Source organism: Saccharopolyspora indica, from assembly GCF_027853965.1.
Classification (GTDB): Bacteria; Actinomycetota; Actinomycetes; order Mycobacteriales; family Pseudonocardiaceae; genus Saccharopolyspora; species Saccharopolyspora indica.
The window spans coordinates 21,618-41,757 of sequence record NZ_JAQGLB010000033.1 but is presented as its reverse complement, the minus strand read 5'-3'; the positions used below and the strand labels follow the sequence as shown (position 1 = coordinate 41,757).

The 20,140-nt window shown below is 69.4% G+C and carries 21 protein-coding genes; 12 read left to right on the top strand and 9 right to left on the bottom strand.

The annotated features are described in order from the left end of the window. Positions 1–25 precede the first annotated feature (25 nt). Together OU416_RS38410 and OU416_RS38405 are read left to right on the top strand one after the other, a co-directional pair. On the top strand, positions 26–607 hold the full coding sequence (locus OU416_RS38410) for a TIGR03086 family metal-binding protein (RefSeq protein WP_270932019.1): 582 nt from the start codon (positions 26–28) through the stop codon (positions 605–607). Positions 608–810: 203 nt separating this feature from the next. Next, positions 811–2,358 carry a carboxylesterase/lipase family protein gene (locus tag OU416_RS38405; protein WP_270932018.1) on the top strand — a complete coding sequence of 516 codons (1,548 nt, stop codon included), beginning with the start codon at positions 811–813 and terminating at the stop codon, positions 2,356–2,358. Positions 2,359–2,396: 38 nt separating this feature from the next. Here OU416_RS38405 and OU416_RS38400 read toward each other — a convergent pair whose 3' ends face one another. Both OU416_RS38400 and OU416_RS38395 read right to left on the bottom strand, forming a co-directional pair. After that, the gene (locus OU416_RS38400) at positions 2,397–3,566 is read right to left on the bottom strand and encodes an MFS transporter (protein ID WP_270932017.1); all 1,170 of its coding nucleotides are present in this window, start codon (positions 3,564–3,566) and stop codon (positions 2,397–2,399) included. After that, positions 3,566–4,489 carry an NAD(P)/FAD-dependent oxidoreductase gene (locus OU416_RS38395; RefSeq protein WP_270932016.1) on the bottom strand — a complete coding sequence of 308 codons (924 nt, stop codon included), beginning with the start codon at positions 4,487–4,489 and terminating at the stop codon, positions 3,566–3,568. The genes OU416_RS38400 and OU416_RS38395 overlap by 1 nt, the downstream gene beginning before the upstream one ends. Positions 4,490–4,580: 91 nt before the next feature. Here OU416_RS38395 and OU416_RS38390 point away from each other — a divergent pair, with 91 nt between their 5' ends. After that, the gene (locus tag OU416_RS38390) at positions 4,581–5,159 is read left to right on the top strand and encodes a helix-turn-helix domain-containing protein (protein ID WP_270932015.1); all 579 of its coding nucleotides are present in this window, start codon (positions 4,581–4,583) and stop codon (positions 5,157–5,159) included. Positions 5,160–5,246: 87 nt separating this feature from the next. On the opposite strand, the gene OU416_RS38385 is transcribed toward OU416_RS38390, so the two are convergent. Both OU416_RS38385 and OU416_RS38380 read right to left on the bottom strand, forming a co-directional pair. After that, positions 5,247–5,753 carry a methylated-DNA--[protein]-cysteine S-methyltransferase gene (locus tag OU416_RS38385; RefSeq protein WP_372907116.1) on the bottom strand — a complete coding sequence of 169 codons (507 nt, stop codon included), beginning with the start codon at positions 5,751–5,753 and terminating at the stop codon, positions 5,247–5,249. A 179-nt stretch (positions 5,754–5,932) separates the two neighbouring features. Continuing rightward, the gene (locus OU416_RS38380; protein WP_270932013.1) at positions 5,933–7,093 is read right to left on the bottom strand and encodes a lipase family protein; all 1,161 of its coding nucleotides are present in this window, start codon (positions 7,091–7,093) and stop codon (positions 5,933–5,935) included. A gap of 133 nt (positions 7,094–7,226) precedes the next feature. Here OU416_RS38380 and OU416_RS38375 point away from each other — a divergent pair, with 133 nt between their 5' ends. Together OU416_RS38375 and OU416_RS38370 are read left to right on the top strand one after the other, a co-directional pair. Further along, positions 7,227–8,324, top strand: a complete 1,098-nt coding sequence (locus tag OU416_RS38375) for a sensor histidine kinase (RefSeq protein ID WP_270932012.1) — start codon at positions 7,227–7,229, stop codon at positions 8,322–8,324. Next, a complete protein-coding gene (locus OU416_RS38370) occupies positions 8,321–8,965 on the top strand; it encodes a response regulator (RefSeq protein ID WP_444420554.1) in 645 nt (214 codons plus the stop codon). The genes OU416_RS38375 and OU416_RS38370 overlap by 4 nt, the downstream gene beginning before the upstream one ends. A 41-nt stretch (positions 8,966–9,006) precedes the next feature. Here OU416_RS38370 and OU416_RS38365 read toward each other — a convergent pair whose 3' ends face one another. After that, positions 9,007–9,750 carry a GntR family transcriptional regulator gene (locus OU416_RS38365; protein ID WP_270932010.1) on the bottom strand — a complete coding sequence of 248 codons (744 nt, stop codon included), beginning with the start codon at positions 9,748–9,750 and terminating at the stop codon, positions 9,007–9,009. 512 nt (positions 9,751–10,262) lie between these two features. Between OU416_RS38365 and OU416_RS38360 the strand changes: the two genes are divergently transcribed. Then, positions 10,263–10,595, top strand: a complete 333-nt coding sequence (locus OU416_RS38360) for a hypothetical protein (RefSeq protein ID WP_270932009.1) — start codon at positions 10,263–10,265, stop codon at positions 10,593–10,595. Between the two features lie 158 nt (positions 10,596–10,753). Here the strand turns inward: OU416_RS38360 and OU416_RS38355 are convergent, their stop codons facing one another. From OU416_RS38355 to OU416_RS38345, 3 genes are all read right to left on the bottom strand, one after another. Beyond that, a complete protein-coding gene (locus OU416_RS38355) occupies positions 10,754–12,394 on the bottom strand; it encodes an HNH endonuclease signature motif containing protein (RefSeq protein WP_270932008.1) in 1,641 nt (546 codons plus the stop codon). A 209-nt stretch (positions 12,395–12,603) separates the two neighbouring features. Further along, positions 12,604–13,995: an MFS transporter gene (locus OU416_RS38350; RefSeq protein ID WP_270932007.1), complete on the bottom strand. Its 1,392-nt coding sequence runs from the start codon at positions 13,993–13,995 to the stop codon at positions 12,604–12,606. Further along, complete coding sequence (locus OU416_RS38345; protein ID WP_270932006.1) at positions 13,992–14,957, bottom strand: nucleoside hydrolase; 966 nt, start codon at positions 14,955–14,957, stop codon at positions 13,992–13,994. The genes OU416_RS38350 and OU416_RS38345 overlap by 4 nt, the downstream gene beginning before the upstream one ends. Before the next feature lie 160 nt (positions 14,958–15,117). Between OU416_RS38345 and OU416_RS38340 the strand changes: the two genes are divergently transcribed. From OU416_RS38340 to OU416_RS38330, 3 genes are read left to right on the top strand one after another with little or no spacing between them, the layout of a single operon-like run. Beyond that, positions 15,118–16,011, top strand: a complete 894-nt coding sequence (locus OU416_RS38340; protein WP_270932005.1) for a ribokinase — start codon at positions 15,118–15,120, stop codon at positions 16,009–16,011. Positions 16,012–16,016: 5 nt separating this feature from the next. After that, the gene (deoC, locus tag OU416_RS38335) at positions 16,017–16,706 is read left to right on the top strand and encodes a deoxyribose-phosphate aldolase (RefSeq protein WP_270932004.1); all 690 of its coding nucleotides are present in this window, start codon (positions 16,017–16,019) and stop codon (positions 16,704–16,706) included. 56 nt (positions 16,707–16,762) lie between these two features. Next, positions 16,763–17,494 (top strand): GntR family transcriptional regulator, encoded by a 732-nt coding sequence (locus OU416_RS38330; protein ID WP_270932003.1) that lies wholly within the window; start codon positions 16,763–16,765, stop codon positions 17,492–17,494. Here OU416_RS38330 and OU416_RS38325 read toward each other — a convergent pair. Further along, positions 17,472–18,029 carry a carboxymuconolactone decarboxylase family protein gene (locus OU416_RS38325; protein ID WP_270932002.1) on the bottom strand — a complete coding sequence of 186 codons (558 nt, stop codon included), beginning with the start codon at positions 18,027–18,029 and terminating at the stop codon, positions 17,472–17,474. The genes OU416_RS38330 and OU416_RS38325 overlap by 23 nt on opposite strands. A gap of 57 nt (positions 18,030–18,086) precedes the next feature. Between OU416_RS38325 and OU416_RS38320 the strand changes: the two genes are divergently transcribed. The 3 genes from OU416_RS38320 (at position 18,087) to OU416_RS38310 (ending at position 20,138) form a co-directional block, all read left to right on the top strand. Further along, complete coding sequence (locus OU416_RS38320) at positions 18,087–18,560, top strand: MarR family winged helix-turn-helix transcriptional regulator (RefSeq protein WP_270932001.1); 474 nt, start codon at positions 18,087–18,089, stop codon at positions 18,558–18,560. A gap of 133 nt (positions 18,561–18,693) precedes the next feature. After that, positions 18,694–19,371 (top strand): alpha/beta fold hydrolase, encoded by a 678-nt coding sequence (locus OU416_RS38315; protein WP_270932000.1) that lies wholly within the window; start codon positions 18,694–18,696, stop codon positions 19,369–19,371. Between the two features lie 107 nt (positions 19,372–19,478). Next, positions 19,479–20,138: an alpha/beta fold hydrolase gene (locus OU416_RS38310; protein ID WP_270931999.1), complete on the top strand. Its 660-nt coding sequence runs from the start codon at positions 19,479–19,481 to the stop codon at positions 20,136–20,138. Positions 20,139–20,140: the final 2 nt, after the last annotated feature.

Sequence of the window (20,140 nt, the reverse complement as noted above, 5' to 3'; positions counted from 1 at the left end):
CCGCGCGCGGTGGTTGGCTGCGGTCATGTCCGAAGCACAGCACCTGAACCGCGCGGCAGCGGCCCTGACCGAGGTCGTCGAAGGCATCGAACCCGGCCACCTCACCGCGCCGACCCCGTGCACCGAGTACGCGGTGCGCGACCTGCTGAACCACCTGCTGTTCTGGGGCCCGTCCCTGGAAGGCGCGGCCCGCAAGGAAGCCGTCCCGCCACCGGCCTCGACCGAGTCCGAAGTGGACCTGACCGAAGGTGACTGGAAGACGGCGGTCGTCGAGCAGACCGACCGCACGGCGCAGTCCTGGAGCGGGCCCGACGCGTGGTCGGGCAGCACGCACATGGGTGGCCCGAACGAGATGCCTTCGGCCGTGGTCGGAAGCATGGTCACGATCGAGTTCGCGGTGCACACCTGGGACCTGGCCGCGGCGACTGGCCAGTCCCCGCGTCTCGACGAGGACGTCCTCGGCTTCGCCTTCGGCGAGTTGGCGAAGATCGCGGAGCAAGGCCGCTCGATGGGTGCCTTCGGTCCCGAGGTCGCGGTCCCGGACACCGCCCCGCTGCTGGACCGGCTCGTCGCCCTGGCAGGCCGGAACCCCGGCTGGACGCCGTAGCCCGTTTCCGCTGGTGGTGGCCCGTGAGTGGTTTGTGGTGCCATAGCGCCACAAACCACTCACGGCACCTGACCAGCCAGGTTGCACTTCCGTAGCCGCCACCTCCGCCCTTCGGCCAGCACCCGCCGACCGAAGTGCGATGCGCCCACCGCCCTCCCGTCCGTAGGTTCCGCGCCGGATCTCGGACGAGAGGGGAATCTCGGATGCAAGTCAGGAAGCGACTGGTGGCGTTGGCCGGATTGCTGACGGTCACCGCCTGCTCGGCGCAACCACCGGTCAACGCGCTGACCAGCTCGGACGGCACGGTGGTGCGAACCGAGGGGGGCACGCTGCGCGGCTCGGCGGCCAACGGCGTCCGCGTGTTCCAGGGCATCCCCTACGCGGCTCCGCCGGTCGGCGAGCTCCGCTGGCAGGACCCGCGGCCCGCCGCGCCGTGGGCCGGTGAACGGGACGCGACCGAACCCCAGCTGGCCTGCGCCCAGAGCTCGCCGCAGCCGCAGCGCTGGGCAGGCGAAGACTGCCTCTACCTCAACGTGACGGCACCGGCCGGTGGTCGCGGCAAACCGGTGGTGGTGTGGTTGCACGGCGGGCAGTTCACCTCGGGTGCGGGCAGCCTGTTCGATCCCGCGCGCTGGGTGGAGCGCGGCGACGTGGTCGTGGTGACGGTCAACTTCCGGCTCGGCGTGTTCGGCCACTTCGCCCACCCCGGGTTGCCCGGCTCCGGCACGTTCGGGCTGCGCGACCAGCAGGCCGCGCTGGCCTGGGTGAAGCGCAACGCCGCCGCGTTCGGCGGGGATCCCGGCAACGTCACCCTCGCCGGGCAGTCCTCGGGGGCGATGAGCAGCTGCGCCCAGCTGACCTCGCCGCTGGCCGCCGGGTTGTTCGACAAGGCCGTGCTGCAGAGCGGCGGCTGCGACGTCAGCTGGCCCGACGACCTCGACTTCCGCGGGCAACCGGCGGGGAAGGTCTTCCGGCCGCTGCCGGAGGTCGAGACGACCGGCCGCCGGACCGCCGCCGAGCTGGGCTGCACCGGCGCCGACGACGCAGTGCTGGCGTGCCTGCGCGCGCTGCCCGCCGAGGAGCTGGAGCCGCTGACGGGCCGCTTCGCCCACCCCGCGCACGGAACTCCGCTCCTGCCAGCCGAGCCCGCGAAAGCGCTGGCCGCAGGGGCCTTCCACCGGGTCCCGGTCCTCTCCGGCTCCACCCGCGACGAGGGAACCACGTCGGCGGCGAGCTACGACGGCGGGAAACCGATCGGTGAGCAGACCTACGACGAGGTCCTCACCACGGCCTTCGGCCCGGACCGCCCGCTGGTCGAGGCCGTCTACCCGCGGTCGGCACACGGTTCGGCGGCCGAGGCCTGGGCCGCGATCACCACCGACCGGAAGTGGGCCTGCCCGCAGTACGGCACCTCGCGCAAGCTCGCCCGCCACACCTCGGTCCACCAGTACGAGTTCGCCGATCCGGCACCGCCGCCGATGTCCCCGGAGCCACCGGCGATGCCGATGGGCGCCTACCACACCTCGGAGCTCTGGTCGCTGTTCGACCTCTACGGCATCCCCGCGCCGCTCAACCCGGCGCAGCAGCGCCTTTCGGAGCAGATGATCGACCACTGGACGGCCTTCGCCCGGACCGGCGATCCCGGCTGGCCGGGATTCGACGCGGGCACCGCCCAACAGCTCGCGCCTGACCGGATCGGGCCCGTCGACCTCGCCGCCGAGCACCACTGCGACTTCTGGTCGGCCCGCTGACAGCGCACGGCGGCTGGGACGTTCCCAGCCGCCGTGCGTCACTTCCGGTCGAGGAGAACCAGCGGGATGGCCGCGGCGGCGAGCGCAGCTCCGATCAAGCACACCGTCGTGAGCGAAGCTCCTTGGGTGAGCGTTGCTCCGGCCAGCACGGGCGTGATGCTGATTCCCAGCTGGAACGCCGACACCGTGGTGGCCCCGGCGAGGGTCGGCGCGTCGGAGGCGATCGCGAAAACCCGTCCGTAGAGCGCGGGGTTCAGCACGAACGCGGCGATTCCCAGCAGGAGCACCAGCGGCACGACCGCCCAAACCCACGGCATCACGACGGCCAGCACGAGCGACAGGACCACGATCGCCGATGCCCCGGTGAGCAGCGCGAAGTGCGGTCGCCGGTCGGAGATCCGCCCGCCGGCGGACAGCCCCGCGAAGGCACCGACCCCGAACAGCGCGAGAACCGCCGGGATCCAGACCTCGGGGACGGCCGTGATGTCGGCGAGCATCGCCGCCAGGTAGTTGAACGTGATCATGTAGGCCGCGGTGGTCAGGATCGTGATCGCGTAGATGCCCCACAGCGCGCGCTTGCGCATCGTGGCGAGCTCCCGCGACACGCTCGGCGCCGGGCCTCCCCGGCCGGCCGGCGGCAGACCGAGGACGCAGCCGACCATCCCGGCGGCGGTGAGCGCCACGACGGCCCAGAAACCGCCGCGCCACTCGGTGAAGTGGCTGAGCAGGGTGCCCGCCGGGCCACCGGCGACCATCGCCACGCTGAGCCCGCTGACCACGACCCCGGAAGCCCGGGCGTTGCGGTCCGGGGTGACCAGGCCGATCGCGGTCACCGAGGCCACCGCGAAGAAGCCCGCGTAAGCGATGCCCGCGATCGCCCTGCTGATCAGCAGGACCTCGTAGTTCCCGAGCAGGCCGATCGCGATGCTGGCGGCGAAGACGGCCTGCGTGACCACCAGCGCGGTGCGCCGGGGCCAGCGCAGGCTGAGCACGGCGAACGGCGGCCCGCCGATCACGACGCCCAGCGCGAACGCGGTGATCAGGAGCCCGGCCGAGGACAGCGAGACGTCCAGATCTCCGGCGACCGCGGGCAGCACACCTGCCAGCAGGAACTCCGCGCTGCCCATCGCGAACAGGCTGAAGCTCAGCAGGTACACGCCGACGGGCAACCGGTTGGTGGTCGGGGTTTCCGCTGCGGTGGCGACCATCAGTTCGCACCTCCCAGTTCCTGCTCCAGCAGCCAGGCCGACATGCCGATGGCGGCGGTCGTTCCCGCACCCGCGGCGGCGACGACCTGCGCACGGGGATTGACCACGTTCCCGGCGGCCCAGAGCCCGGGAACATCCGTGCCGCCTTGCGGATCGACCGCGACGAACCCGGTCTCCGGGTCCTTCGCCGCGCCGAGCGCGGTCAGCACCGAATCGTGCGGAACGGGCCGCGGTGCCACGAAGATGGCCTCGCACCCGACCGCCTCGCCGTTGTCCAGCTCGATCGCGACCGGCGTGCCGGTGCCCTCCACGACGCGCTTCACATCCGCGTCGACCAGGCGCACGCCGTAGTCCGCGAGCCGCTGCCGCTCGACGTCGCTGAGCTCAACACCGTTGACGCAGAACGTCACCGACTTGCTGTAGCGGCGCAGCAGCGCGGCGAGGTGCTTCGACACCGCGCCCATCTCGCTGCCGATCAGGGCGATGTCCTGACCCTTGACCTCGTAGCCGTGGCAGTGCGGGCAGTGGTGCACCTCGGATGCCCACCGCTCGGCCAGCCCCGGGATGTCCGGCAGCTGGTCGGTCAGCCCGGTCGCCACCAGCACCGCCCGGGTGCGCAGGGTGCGACCGTCGCCGAGCTCCAGCTCGAACGTGCCGTCCGAACCCCGCCGCGCACCGGCCACCGACGCCTGCACGAGCTCGCCGCCGTACTCGGCCAGCTCGCTCCGCCCGGTCGCGAGGAACTCCCGCGGCGCCATCCCGTCCCTGCTCAGGTACCCGTGCATGTGCTCGGCAGGGCCGTTCCGGGGCGCACCGCCGTCCACGACCAAGGTCGCGAACTGCGCCCTGGCCAGCACCACTCCGGCCGACAACCCGGCCGCGCCGCCTCCGACGACGACCGCGTCCCACTTCACTGCGTCCACTCGGACCACCTCCACGAACAGAATCGCGAGGGCGGCCCGGTATCGGCAAAGAACGTTGCCGTTTCCGGGACGGATTGATTAGCTGGGCCCCGTGAACGAGCAACCGACCGTCGATGCCGCGATCGAGCAGATCGCTCCCCGCCTGCGCAAAGCCCGCGAGAAGAAGGACGTCAGCCTGGCCGAGCTCTCCCGCGCCACCGGCATCTCGACCAGCACCCTGTCCCGGCTGGAGTCCGGCCAGCGCAAACCGAGCCTCGAACTCCTGCTGCCGATCACCGCGGCGCTCGGCATCCCCTTCGACGAGATCGTCTCCGCACCCCGGATCGTCGACCCGCGCATCCCGCAGCAGCCCACCGAATCCGGTGGCCGGGTCCTGATCCCGCTCTCCCGCCACCAGTCGGAACCGCGCGCGTACAAGATGACCATCCCCGCGCACGACGAAGAACCCCACCTGCGCACGCACGCGGGCTACGAATGGCTCTACGTCCTCCGCGGCCAGCTGCGCGTGCGCCTCGGCGACAACGACTTCGTGATGGGAGCGGGCGAAGCGGCGGAGTTCGACTGCCAGATCCCGCACTGGTTCGGCGCCGCGGGACGCGGCCCCGTCGAAGTCCTCAGCCTCTTCGGCAAGCAGGGCGAACGCATCCACCTCCGCACCGCGCGGCGCTGATGGCTGGGTGGTCCTGGAGGTTCCGTCGTCCCTGGTCCGTGAGCGTTTTGGGGTGCTATGGCGCCCCAAAACGCTCACGGACCACCCTCAGAACTCCAGCGCCGTCTGCACGCCTTCCGCGTTGCGCCGCTCGAAGTCCAGCAGGTTCCGCTTGCGCTCCACACCACCGCCGTAACCGGTGAGGTCGCCGTTGGAACCGACGACGCGGTGGCACGGCACGATGATGCTGATCGGGTTCTTGCCGTTGGCGAGCCCGACCGCGCGCGAGGCGGAGGGCCGCCCGATCAGCTCGGCCAGCTCGCCGTAGGAAACCGTTTCGCCGTAGGGGATCTCGCACAACGCCGCCCACACCACGCGCTGGAACGGGGTGCCGATGAGCTCCAGCGGCAGGTCGAAGTCGGTGAGCCGCCCGGCGAAGTACTCGCCCAGCTGCTCGACCACCGGCCCGAACGCCGCGTCGTCGCGCTCCCCGAAGGACTCCTCCGGCGGCCGGTGCCGCTGGCGCTCCATGTAGACGCCGGTCAGCGCTCCCCCGACCCCGACCAGGGTGAGCGGGCCGACCGGGCTGTCGATGACGGTCTTCACCGGGTGCACAGGAACATCCTCTCGCCACCGGGGACCGGGCTTTCATCGGTCCCCGCAACACCAGGATCGCCCCTCGTCCGGGGGCGGCGCTGGCGGGAATCGGACATCGCCAGGACGACCGCGACCACCGCGCTGGCACCTCCCTGATCACCCCCAGGTCGATCAGGGAGGTGCGCACCGCGCGGATCTCAGCCGCGAGCCGAAAACCAGCCCGCGACCTGCGGAATCGCCGCGAACGCGGTGCCGTTGTGGTCCAGCGGGCCCGCGTTGACGAGTTCAGCGCCCATGGCCTCCTGGCAGCGCTCCGAGTTCGCGAACGGCACGTCGACGTCCTCGGTGCCGTGGTAGAGCCGGACCGGGACCTCCGGCGCCCATCGCGCGCACAGCCCGTCGTTCGCCTCGAACGCCTCGGCGACGTTCCCCGTGGGGTGCAACAACCTCTGGAGCATCTCGGGCTTCAGCAGCTCCTGCGGCGTCGCCGGCAGCCCCTGCAGGATCTCCGGATACGTGCGCGTCCCGTCGAACAGCGCTTCCACGGTCTGGTCGTAGGGCGCCTGGAACGCCTCGCTGGGCGAGTCGTACAGGTGGTACGCCCGGTTCCACGAGGTCACGACGTACCCGAGGTAGAGCACGGCCGAGCGCGGATCGACCCGCCCGTCCAGCGCACCGGGCAGCTCCGTCCCGGCGATGTCGTGCGGCCCGGCCACCGCACCGATCGCCCGGAGCTCCGCCTCGGGATCGTCCTGCAGAGCCTTCCCCAGCAGCACCGATGCGTGCGCGCCCTGCGAGAACCCGGCGACGTTGACGCCCCCGTCCAGCCCCTTGCCCGCCTGCTCGGCGACCTCCCGCGTGGCCCGCAAGCTGTCCAATGAGGACCGCACGGTCGGCTCGGCGAGCATGTACTCGGGCTGCCCGAGGCTCAGCCCCAAACCGGCGTAGTCGGGCGCGGTGGCGGCCTGCCCGGTCCCGGCGAACAGCAGCACTGCGGCACGGTCCGGGCTGTCCGCGAGCGACGCGGCCGTGCTGCGCGACGGGTTGGTGCCGTGCAGGTACACGGTGAGCGGCAGTTCCTCGTCGGAGCGCGGGAAAGCGGCGACACCGCTGGCCACCGTCGGCTGGCCTGCGAAGTCGGTGGTCCGGTAGAGGTACCGGTAGGCATCGACGCCGTACCGGATGTCGGCCGGCGCGAACCCCTGCTGCGCCAGGTGCGCGGTGAGCCCGGCGGCGTCCATCGAGACCAGCGGCTCGAAGGCCACCAGCTCACCGCCGGCGGGCGCGGCAACGGATTCCGGCGCGCAGGCTGCGGTCAGCACGACCGCTGTGGCAGCGACGAGAGCACGTTTCCTCATGGCGCTGAATGCTGGCCGTCGAGCAGCTGCCCCGGCGTCGGGCGAACGATCATTCCCGGATCGACTGCGGTCTAGGAGCGCATCGACTTTGGTCTGATTCCCGGCCGCCGCAGCCCGCCCTACCCTGTCCCGCGTGCAAATACGCATCGTGCCCGCGATCGTCGTCGCGCTGCTGGTCGGCCTGCAGCTCTTCGGCAAGCTGCAAGCGGACACCAGCCCCGGTGAACTGGCCGTGGCCATCACCGTGGCAGCACTGGCCTGCGTGCTGGCATTCGGCGTCCGGCGCTGGCCGATCCCGACAGCGCTCGTCCTGGCGGCGCTCGCGACGCTGTCGATCACGGCAACCCCGGCGGCGACGATGGCGACGGCGATCGTGGCGTGCAAGCACCGCCTCGGCACCACCGCGTGGGTCGCGCTGGCAGGCATCGCCGGTCATGCGGTCCTCGGCCTGTGGCAACCGATGCCCGGCCTCCCCTACAGCTGGTGGCTGGTGCTCGACGTGGTCACGCACGCGGCGCTGGTCGGCTGGGGCCTGATGATCAAGGCGAGGAAAGAGCTGATCGATTCGCTCGAGGAACGCGCCCGCCGAGCCGAAGCCGAGCAGGGCAGGCGCATCGCGGAAGCCCGAGCGGCGGAGCGCACGGCCCTGGCCAGGGAGATGCACGACGTCCTCGCCCACCGCCTGTCCCTGGTCGCGACCTACTCGGGCGCGCTCGAATACCGCCAGGACGCGAACCCGGCCCAGCTCGCGAAGGCGGCCGGAGTCATCCGCGACGGAGTCCACCAAGCCCTGGACGAACTCCGCGAAGTGATCGCCGTCCTCCGCGACGACACCGCGGAACGCCCCCAACTGGGCATCGACGACCTCCCCGCCCTGATCGCGGAAACCCAGGCGACCGGCACAGAGGTCGACTTCGAGGACGGCACTCCCACCGCCCCACCGCCGCCGACCGGCCGCACGACCTACCGGATCATCCAGGAAGGCCTGACCAACGCCCGCAAGCACGCGCCCGGCCAACGGGTGCGCATCACCCTGACCGGCTCCCCAGGAGATTCGCTGCGAGTCTCCCTCAGCAACCCGGCACCGGACGTCGACTCCGCGATCCCGGGCACCGGAACCGGCCTGGTCGGCCTGACCGAACGAGTACGTCTGACCGGAGGACACCTGGACCACGAATTGACCGCAACAGGTGAATTCGTGCTCCAAGCCTCGCTACCGTGGCCCACGTGATCCGAGTCCTGATCGTCGACGACGACCCCCTGGTCCGAGCGGGCCTGACCCTGATGATCGACGGAGCGGGCGGCATCACGGTGGTCGGCGAAGCCCCGGACGGCGAAACGGCGATAACGGCGACGAACGCCCACAACCCGGACGTGGTCCTGATGGACGTCCGAATGCCGGGCATCGGAGGCCTGGCTGCCACCAAAACCCTCCGAACCCGCAAGAACCCACCGGAGATCGTGGTCCTGACGACCTTCGACGCGGACGAGATCATCGTCGACGCCCTCCAAGCAGGAGCCAGCGGCTTCCTCCTGAAGGACACCCCACCCCCGGAGATCGTCGAGGCGATCCGAAAGGTGGCGGCAGGAGACCCGATCCTCTCCCCCACGGTGACCCGAAAGCTGATGACCAAGGTAACGGCCGGAGCAACCCGCTACGAAAAAGCCCGAACGGCCTTCGCCCAACTCAGCGACCGAGAACACGAAGTAGCCCTAGCGGTCGCAAACGGCAAAACCAACGCAGAGATAGCGACGGAACTCCTGATGAGCGTGGCCACGGTCAAAGCCCACGTCTCCCACACCCTGACCAAACTAGGCCTGACGAACCGAACCCAGATCGCCCTCCTCGCCCACGAAGCCGACCTGGTCTAGTTGGGCCTGCGGAAGTCTCGCTGGCGAAGCCGGTTCAGTGCTCAGACGGCATCCCACGCGTAGCGGAGCTCGTAGGACTCGCCGGGCATCACCATGTCGTTGACCTCGACCACCCGGTCACCGCTCCACGTGCGCCGACGCACGACCAGCACCGGCCCGCCACCAAGCCCGAAGATCTGCCGTTCATTCGCGTCCGGCATCCGAGCACTGACGATCTCCTCGTGCCCGGTGATCTCAAGGCCCTGCTCCTCCAACCGAGCAAGCACACCACCGGGCCCGGTCTCGACGTCCTCAAGCGCCGTACCCCTGGTGATCTCGCGCGGCAGTCGAGACACCGCCAGCATCACCGGTTCACCGTCCGCCCGCATGACTCGATCACGCACGCAGAGCTCGTCGTTCTCTTCAATGCCAAAGAATTCCGCAAAGTCCTGCGCAGGCTCAAACCACACCTTGACCGACGACGACGGCGTGAACCCCTGAGCGTCCGCTTCCGCCAGGAAAGCGGCCTTGTTCGCATCCCGCCGAGCCCTGGAGAGGCGTTCGCGAGAGTCCAGCCGACGAACGACCTTCGGTGGAGCGACGAACACGCCCACACCGTGACGCATCTGCACCAGGCCAGCGTCACGAAGCTCCTTCAACGCCTGCCGCACCGTGGTCCGGGACGCGTCGAACCGCTCCTGCAGCGCCTGCTCGGTCGGCAACTGGTCCCCGACCGACAACTCACCACGGTCGATCTGACCCCGCAGCGTCGCCGCGATCTCCTGGTACTTCGCCGCAGCGGACATCGGAACACCTCGCACTAGACGTCTGAGACCTCACGAACGAGTGTCCCACCTTGCCCGAGCCTCGCAGCCGCCGCTATGTTTCAGTCGTATGAGACGACTAACACGACTAGAACAACACATGCGGACGATGCTACAGAGCTGGTCGGAACAGCAACGGAAACGTCGAGAGCGCCGAGCGCTGACAAAACGCCGAAAACGGGTGCAGCTGTGAGCACCCCAACCTCGAAAACTCCCCCGGGAGCCACAAAACCGCAGCTGGCCCTGCCTCAAGCCGCCTGAAGCCAGGCACAAATCTCAGGCCCCCCACTCCGCCGAGCTGCATGATCGGTCCGAAGTGGACTGGGTACGTGAACGCTCGTGCATGAAGTGCTGGCGCCACCTCGCTGACAAGGGCCCGTGACGTCGCGGGGCCTGGTGGCGATTTCGCGCGAAATCGCCACGCCGCACGCCTACCGAACCCTGTTTTCGCGCGAAATCGCGCCACAACCACCCACGGAAGGAAACCCACCGCCATGTACTGGATCCAGCTCAGCACCTTCGCCCTGTTCAGCCTCCTCATCCTCGCCCTGCTCGCCACCCAGATCCAGATCCCCTTCGGCGGCCTCAAATTCGCGACAGGTCAGCACGCAAGAGGAGGCGAAGGCGAATACACCGTCGGGCACCTCATCGCCGACATCGAAGCCGAACATCACCGCACCACAACCACCGACACCGGTGCCCATGCGCGACGCCGCGAACAACCACCCATAACCCCAGAGCTCGCAGCGCAACCCGAACCTGATCTGCAATTTCCCGACATCGACCTCGACGACCAACCCACCGGCCGCCACCACCTCCGCCGGTAGCCCCCGAGCCGGGCCGGTGCGGCACGACATCCCCCGGCCACCGCCGCACCGGCCCACTCAGGTGACCGGGCGCGAACCCCTCCCCGCGACCGGCCACCGACCACCTCAAGGTCCCCCACCGCGACATCTGTCGCCGCGGCGCTTCTGCTTTAGGCAGGTCAGGACCAGCCTGCTGTCACGGCCTCGAAATGCTCGCGAACCGCTTCTGGGCTTGGGCCCGTTACGAACTCGGCATCGGCCAGGTCCGCGTAGACCGGAAAGTCCTTCAACGACGGAGCGAGCACCACCCGCCATGTCTCAGGGTCGACCGCCAGCAGGCCGTTGTCGTGCAGCAGGTGCACATCCGCACGCAGCAGAACGCCTTCGTCCAGATCGTGCGTTTCGTGCTCGGCGAACTTCTTGATGTGCGCAGCCTGCAAGACTTCAACAGGGCACGGACCAGTCACCGCGCAGGAAGCTCCATACCTTTTCAAGAGCTCTGTACGGAACGGGCCCTGCCCGTTGCGGACCTTGGTCGTCGCTGCACGGCGCCCACCGCGTGGGGCAGGGCGCCGAGGAAATTCGTTCTCAGGCAGTGCGGGCGGAAGGTGGATGGACAGGTCAGACAGCATCGCTTCCAACTTGCCCGCGTCGACTACCCGGATCGCATTCTGATCAGCTCTGTCCAGGAACGCAGCTTTGAGCTCGTCCGTCTCGATCGCCCCGTCGAGCGACCGCCAGAAGCCACCGTAGAAAGCGGCGAACTGGGTGACCTCGACGAACCGCTCCTTCGGTTCGTCGAACTCCCTTCCGCACGTGCGACAGCGGTACTTCGGACGTTGCTTCGACCGCTCATCGAACTTCCCCAACTCACAGTCCGGGCAGACGAGCTGCGGCTTCGTCACGCCGTCCTGTTTCTCGATCCGATGGATGCGGCCAACCCCGTGCACCTCTGCATTGTCCCGGATCACCACCAAGTCACCGACTTTGACGCGGCGGTGGTTGGGAACCTTGCTGTCGTAGACGTACTGGACGCCGAGGACGTCGGCATAGCCCGTGTTCCCGCCGTATTTGCGCTGTTCTGCCGAGAACATCGCCCATGCCTTGGGCTCAGCCGGCGTCTCAGGGCTAGCAGGTGCTTCAGGCACAGCGGCTGCCTCAGGTTCAACGGGTTTCCCGGGCACAGCAGGCTCTGCGATCTCGACAGACTCCTCGGGCAGAGCACGTTCAGCAATCTCAGCTGCCTCGACGTGCATCGCCTCCTCGTTGTCGAGGAATTCCTGCAGCACGACCCTGTCCAGCTTTCCAGCCCTCGTCTTGGCCTTCTTGTAGCTCGGCAACGAAGTCATCAGGTCGTTCAGCTTCCGCTGCACGCTGCTGGGTGATCGGAACTTGCGCCCGCGCTCCTCCAGCGCGTGGAAGGGCAGCCTCTGGAGCAACGCCGAGAGCTCAATCGCCTTCTGGTCTGTTGCGCGCAGGGCCTTCCTGCCGTTCTTGAACAGCAACGAGCAGGCGAGGATCAGCTCCTCTCGCGTCCAATTCGGCGGTCCGAGTTCCTTCACCTCGAACCCCTCACGCCGGAGCACCGTGACGGTCTCGTCATCACCCACTTGGTGCCGGAGCAGTGGCTCCCGCCCTGGCAACAGCCCGTGCGCAGCCGCGAGGATGACCTTCGCGCCGTACTCCCGACCGTCCTCCGTGAGGACGTAATCGCGGCCCAGGTCAAAGTTGTACCGACGGCAGAACTCCGATAGACCGAGCTCGTCGTGCTCCGAGACGGCACGTCTCACCTGGTCAGCAGTGATGTCCTCAACTGTCACACGAACGAGGATAAAGATCACACTGACGTGCCGCCCAGGAAAACACGCACCGCCTCTTCAGCAGCCGGAACTAGAGCTCTGCGAAACGTGTTGAACCGAGCTGGCCTCGTCGCAGTCGAGCGTTCAGCAGAACTGCGGAAACAGGCATCCGCCAAGTCATAACTGCGACGCACACCACCAGATACGGCAACACGGACTGGCGTATCCGATCAGACCTTTTCGGCCGAACTTGCCTTCCCAGGCAGAACGAAGGAGGCCAGGAGAGCCGCTGCTGAGATGGCCGTTGCCACCACCAACGCGGTGGTGAAGCCCGCGGGGTCGGTCGCGCCGTCGGGGGTGCCTTTGGCTGCCAGGCCGGAGAGGACTCCGATGCCTACCGAGGCTCCGAGGTTGAACATTGTGGCGTTTAGGCCTGGGAGGATTCCTGGGGATTCCTTCGGGGCGTAGATGACTCCCATGCCGTTCAACGCTGTTGCTGCGCAGGCTGCGTAGGAGACTCCCATCAGGGCTACCAGCGCGAACAGGAGCCAGGGGGAGTTGACCGCGAAGATCGTGCCTGCGATCAGCAGCAGGTTGCCCACCAGGCCGATTCGGAGCATGTTTCGGTAGCCGATGCGCGGGGCCAGCGACCCGGCCAGCGGGGCGAGGATCCAGCCCGCCAGGGCGTAGGGCATCAGGAACATCAGCGCTGTCGTGGTGCCGTCGTAGGCGAAGCCTGCTGTGGCGTTTTGGGCGAGGGTTGGGTAGACGAAGGTCAGGACCGCGAAGATCGAGGCCATTGTGCAGAACGTCGTCAGGAGGAGGCCCCAGACTCCCCTGCTTCGCAGGGCTCGGAGCGGGAGCAACGGGTCTGCTTGGTTTCGCTCTACCAGCCAGAACAGGGGGAGCAGGAGCAGGCCCACCAGCAGGCAGACCAGGGGCCAGGTTGCGAGCCAGCCCATCGTCGGGCCGAGGGTCAGCCAGGCGTTGATGCCCAGCAGTGCCAGGCAGATCACCGCCGCTCCTCGCCAGTCCATGCGGGCGCCCGTGCGGGCCGAGTCCGGGACCCAGGCTGCGATCATCGCTACCGCGATCACCTCCAGGGCGAAGGTGAGGCCGAAGATCCCTCGGAAGCCGATCGTGTCCGTGATGACCCCGCCCAGCAGCGTGTCCACGCCGGCCACTCCGCTGTTCACCGCCGTGAGGATGCCCAGGTAGCGGCCGAACTGCTTCGTCGGGAGGATGTCTCGGAGCGTCAGGATGCCGAGGGAGATCGTGGCACCGCAGGCGCCTTGGAGGGCTCGGCCGATCATCAGGATCTCGACGTTCGGGGCCACCGTCGCGATCAGGCTGCCGGTGGCCATCACCGCGATCGAGCCGAACAGGACTCGGCGGCGGCCGATGATGTCGCTGTAGCGCGGCAGGACCACGCCCGCCAGGCCCGCCACGAACAGGAACACCGTGGCGCTCAGGCCGATGGTGCCCACGTCCGTGCTCAGGGACTTGGCCATGTCGTCGATGGCCGGCGACAGCATCGTCGCGTTCATCTGGAAGCTGGCCACCGCGACCAGCAGGGCCGTCAGCACCAGCGGCGGGCGGACCCGCGGGGCGGTCAGGGTCACGCCATCTCCCGGGAGAGGGCGGTGCGGGTGGCCAGGAGGTTCTTGATGTAGGCGTAGAACGCCGGGGCGTCGATCTCCTCGATCACCGTCGCGTTCGGCTCCAGGCCGTGCACTCCCCAGGACATCGCCGCGTAGCCGCGGGTCAGCTCGCCCGCCGTTTCCACGTCCACGTGGTAGCGGGCGCTGCGGGTGATCAGCTCCGGGCGCAGGAGGACCGCCGCGGTCAGGGAGTCCGGGTGGGTGGTGCCGTCGATGCCGACGCTGCGGTCGAACTCCAGGGTCGCCGCGCAGACCTTGGTGAAGAAGTCGCCGAGCGGGGTGCCCAGGGCCGCGATCTCGTCGAGCTTCGGCTGGTCGAACACCGCCTGGTCGAGGGTCAGCGGGGCCCACGGGACCACCACGATCTCGAAGCCCGCCGCGAAGACCGTCTTGGCCGCTTCCGGGTCCACGTAGAAGTTGAACTCCGCCGCCGCGGTGATGTTGCCGCGGGCGTTGTTGGAACCGCCCATCACGTAGAGGGTCTTGACGTTGCCGGCGAAGTCCGGGGCCTTGACCACCGCGGTCGCGATGTTGGTCAGCGGGCCGATGGCGACGATCGACAGCTCGCCGGGGTTCTCCGCGGCCAGCCGGATCAGCGCGTCCACCGCGTGCTCGGGCTCCGGTTCGCAGCCGGTCAGGTCCATCGTCAGGCCGCCCGCGCCGTCGCCGTGCACGTTCTCCGCGCTCTCCCACGCGCGCACCATCGGGCGGCGGCAGCCCAGGTGGATCGGCACCTCGCCGAGGCGGCCCGCCACGTTGCAGGTCAGGTGGGCGTTGCGGACCTGGTGGTCGAAGTCGACGTTGCCCGCCACCATCGTCACGGCGCGCAGGTCGGCTCGCGGGTCGAGCAGGCCCGCGAGCAGGGCGATGCAGTCGTCCTGTGCCGTGTCGGTGTCGAGCACCAGCGGGATGGTTTCGGGCATCGCATCTCCTGCACGAATATGTTCACTGATTTGTCCACTCGGTGGAACCGCACGTACTGTAAGTCGACCCAGATAATGCGTCAATCGGAGCATGCAGCTCGGCAGTTGGCGCTGTCGTGCAGGACACATATGTACACTGTTGTACATCCAGGGAGGTGCCATGCGGATCGCTGTTGTGGGCAGCTACGGCACGGGCATGACGATGCGGGCGGAGCGGATTCCGGGCCGCGGCGAGACGCTGGGCGACGCCACCTTCTCGCTCGGGCCGGGCGGCAAGGGCTCCAACCAGGCCATCGGCGCGGCTCGGCTCGGTGCCGACGTCTCGTTCCTGACCGCGGTCGGCGATGACGTGCTCGGCGCGCAGGGCCGGGAGCTGTGGCAGCGCGAAGGCGTCGACGCCAGCTCGGTGGCCACTGCGGACGCTCCGACCATGACCGGGGTGATCCTCGTCGAGCAGGACGGGGAGAACCGGATCATCGTCGCGCCCGGCGCGCTCGACCTGCTGTCCCCGGCGCACGTCGCCGGGTTCGCCGAGGTCATCGCCGCCGCCGATCTGCTGATGGTCTGCAACGAGATCCCCGCCGACACCGTCGCCGCCGCGCTGCGCACCGCCGCCGAGCACGGCACGCCGACCCTGTTCAACCCGGCTCCCGCCCGCGATCTGCCGCAGGACGTGGCGGCGCTGGTCGACGTCCTCACCCCGAACCTCACCGAGGCGCAGGTGCTGACCGGGCTGGACACCACCGACCCCGACGCCCTGCTGGACGCGCTGCGCCAGCGGTTCGCCGCGAAGATCGTGCTGACCTGCGGCACCGACGGCGCGCACGTCGACGACGGCGTCGAACGCGCGCACATCCCGCCGGTGCTCGCCACCCGGGTCGTGGACACCACGGGCGCCGGCGATGCGTTCAACGCCGCGTTCGCCGTCGCCTGGTGCCGCGGCTGGGACCTGCGCCGCGCGGCCCGCTACGCGGCGGCGGCCGGTGCCTTCGCCGTGGCCCACCACGAGGTGGTTCCCGGCCTCCCCCACTCCGAAGACCTCGAAGAAAGGTGATCGACGTGTCCGCTTACTCGGCCGCCGAACCGGCATCGCTGGCCCCGTTCATCCAGCACACCGCCATCGAGATCGGCCTCACCCGCGAGGACCTGGTCCGGCACTGCGAGGAGGCCGTGCAGTTCGGCTTCAACGCCGCGATGATCCCGGCCTCCTGGGTTCCGCTGGTGGCCGAGCGGCTGCGCGGCAGCGGGGTTCAGGTCGCCAGCGCGCTGGACTTCCCCACCGTCGGCTCGATGACCACGGCGGGCAAGGCCGCCGAGGCGCGGGCGATCGCCGAGGCCGGTGCCGACCAGCTCGACATGGGCGTGCAGGTGGGCTGGCTGCGCAGCGGCATGGAGCAGGAGTTCCGCGACGACATCGCCGCCGTGGTGGAGGCCGCTGGGATTCCCGTGAAGGTCATGCTGGAACTGCCGAAGTTCGACGAGGCGGAGCGGGAGCGCGCGGTGCAGCTGGCGATGGACGCCGGTGCGGCGTACCTGAAGAACGCCAGCAGCGGCGCGGTCGAGGTCGCCAACGCCGACAGCATCGCCTACCTCGTCGAACGCGCCCGCCCGGGCGTGCAGGTGAAGGCGTCTGGTGGGATCAAGACCGCCGAGCAGGCCGTGTCGCTGCTCGACGCGGGGGCGTCGCTGCTGGGAACGAGCGCGGGCATCGCGATCGTGACCGGCGGCGCGGCGGCTTCGTCGTACTGACCGCAGCGGGGGTCGTGAGCGCGTGCGCTCACGACCCCACGACCGAAGGGGGCCGGGTGAGGATCTCGCGGGATGCTCCGGAACCGCTGCACGCGCAGATCGCGGCGTCCTTCCGGGAGAACATCGTCAACGGCCGCTGGCCCGCGCACTACAAGCTCCCGCCCGAGCCTGCGCTGGCCGAGCAGCTGGGCGTCAGCCGCGGGACGCTGCGCAAGGCGCTGGCCGTGCTCATCGAGGAAGGGCTGCTGGTGCAGACCCGCGGGCGGGGCACGTTCGTCACCGCAGGCGTGCTCGAGCCGCAGATCGCGCAGCGGCTGCACTCGCTGTCCGAGGGCTTCCGCGCGCAGGGGTACGCGCTGGAAGTCCAGGTCGTCAGCGCTCGGCTGGAAGGGCTGCAGATGACTGTTCAGGCGCTCCTCGGGGCGCCGCCGGGGACGCCGGGGCTGCGGCTGGTGCGGGTGTTCCGCGGGCCGCAGGGACCGCTGGCGTACCTGGTGAACTGGGTTCGGGCGGACCTGTGCCCCGGGATCGAAGGCGTCGATTTCGAGCGGAATTCGCTGTTCGACGTGCTGGAGAAGTCCTACCGGCTCCCGGTGGCCGAGGGTCGCCGCACGTTCAGCGCCGAGCCGGCCCGCGAGGACGTCGCGGAGGCCTTGGAGATCGCCACCGGGACGCCGGTGCTCTACCTGGAGCAGGTGACCTACACCCGCGACGGGCAGGCCGTGGAGTACTCGGACGTCTGGATCAACAGCACCGCTGTGAAGGTCACTTCGCTGCTGACGCGCTGAGCCAGGCGAACGGTTCGAGCTGCTCGTCCAGCGGCGCGTCCACGAGCCGGTTGGCCAGGGTGGACGTGGTGTAGGCGCCGATGCCGAGGACCACTTCCAGCGCGTTCTGCCTGGTGTAGCCGTGCGCCAGGAATGCTCGCAGCTCCTCGGTTTCCACCGCCCCGGCGCGCTCCACGAGCCGCAGCGCGAACACGCGGATCGCTTCGAGCCGCCGATCCGCCAGCGGCCGCTGGTCGCGCAGTGCCTCGACGAGTTCGGGATCCGCGTTCAGCGCGGCGAGCTTCGCGGAGTGCATCGCGACGCAGACGTGGCACTCGTTGCGGGTCGCGATCGCCATGATGACGACCTCGCGGGCGAGCGGGTCCAGGGTCGTGTCCTCGAACATCGCGCTGAGCTTGAGGAATCCGTTGAGCAGGTGCGGTGATTCGGCGAGCCGCGCCACGGCCGCGGGCAGGTGGCCGAGCCGTTCGGCGGTCGCGGTCACGGCCCGGCGGGAACCTTCCGGCGCGGTTTCGGCGGTGTGGTCGGTGAACAAGGCACTCCCCTAAACTCGACAACGTGGTTGACGAAAAAGTAAACGAGGTTGTCGATTATGGCAAGCGCTGACGCCCCGGGCTTCGAGCTGCCGCTGCTGCTCTTCGCCGGCTTCCGGTCGCTGATCGACCAGCTGCACGCCGAACTCGCCGAGCAGGGCCACCCCGACGTGCGCCCGGCGTACGGGTTCGCGATGCAGGCCATCGGCCCGGATGGCGCGACCGCCAGCGAGCTCGGGCGCAGGCTCGGCATCTCCAAGCAGGCCGCGGGCAAGACCGCCGACCGCCTGGAGAAGCTCGGCTACGTCGAACGCGCCGACGATCCGGACGACGCCCGGCGCAAGCTGCTCCGGCTGACCGACCGGGGCGCGGACGCGCTGGCCCGATCCGCGGCGATCTTCGACGACCTGCGCGCGCAGTGGGCGGAGTCGCTGGGCGCGGAGCGGCTGCGCGACCTGGAATCCGGCCTGCGCGCGATGGTTCCGGGCAACTCCTTCCGACTGGACGTCCCGGGCTGGTTCGGCCAGGCGTAACCCGGAAATCTCCCACATTCCGGGAATGTTCATCACAGGTGCACCGAAAACCCCTGCCACGAACCGTTTTTCCGGACCCTCGACCGGGGACGACATAGGATCGATCCCGAGATCGAACCTTGGAGGACTGGGAATGTCGACCTACGTGCTGGTTCCGGGCGCTTGCCACGGCGGCTGGTGGTACGACCCGATCGCGGCGGAACTGCGCGCCGCGGGGCACACCGTGCACGCGGTGACGTTGACCGGGCTGGGCCCGCGGGAGTCCGGTGCCGGGGTCAACCTGGACACCCACATCGACGACGTGGTGCGCCTGCTGGAGTCCGAGGACCTGAACGAGGTCGTGCTCTGCGGGCACAGCTACGCGGGCATGGTGATCACCGGCGTCGCCGACCGGGCGCCGGAGCGGATCGCGACCCTGCTGCACGTCGACGCCTTCGCCCCCGAGGGCGGCGATTCCGCCTGGTCGTTGACCGACGGTTTCTGGCACGACTGGTACGCGGGCGGCGCGGGCCGCGATGGTTTCGCGTTCGCGCCGCTGCCGGTTCACGAAGAGCGCGCGATGCCGCACCCGCTGGGGACCGTCGTGCAGGAGCTGCGCCTGACCGGTGCGCACCTGCGGGTTCCGCGCCGCGAGTACGTCTACTGCACCGCGTTCGAGAACTCCCCGTTCACGCCGACCTACGAGCGGCTGAAGGACGACCCGTCGTGGCACGTCCGCGCGCTGCCGGTCGGGCACGACCTCGTCCAGGAGGCCTTCGACGACTTCCGCGAGATCCTCCTCGACGCCGCACCCGAGACGTCACGGGCGTGAGCCGAGCGGGGCGCTTCCTGCGCATTCCAGGCAGCGCCCCCGCTTGTGGACAGATCCTGTCCTAAAGGACTCCTAGGGTCGGTTGCAGAACGATCCGAGGAGGAGACATGGCGACTTACGTGCTGGTTCCGGGCGCTTGCCACGGCGGCTGGTGGTACGACCCGATCGCGGCGGAACTGCGGGCGGCCGGGCACACCGTGCACGCGGTGACGCTGAGCGGGCTGGGGCCGCAGGAGTCGGCCGCCGGGATCAACCTGGACACCCACATCGACGACGTGGTGCGCCTGCTGGAGTCGGAAGACCTCCGCGAGGTCGTGCTCTGCGGGCACAGCTACGCGGGCATGGTGATCACCGGCGCCGCCGACCGCGCACCGGAGCGGATCGCAACCCTGCTGCACGTCGACGCCTTCGCCCCCGAGGACGGCGAATCGGTCTGGTCGCTGACCAGCGGTTTCTGGCACGACTGGTACGCGGGCGGCGCTGGCGAGGACGGGTTCGCGTTCGCGCCGCTACCGGTCTTGGACGAGCGCGCGGTACCGCACCCGCTGGCCACGATCACCCAGCAGATCCGCCTGACCGGCGCGCACCGCCGGGTCCCGCGCCGCGAGTACGTCTACTGCGCCGCCTTCGAGAACTCCCCGCTCACCGCGACCTACGAGCGGCTGAAGGACGACCCGACGTGGCACGTCCGCGCGCTGCCCATCGGGCACAACATCGTCCGCGAGGCCTTCGACGACTTCCGCAAGATCCTCCTCGACGCCGCGTGACC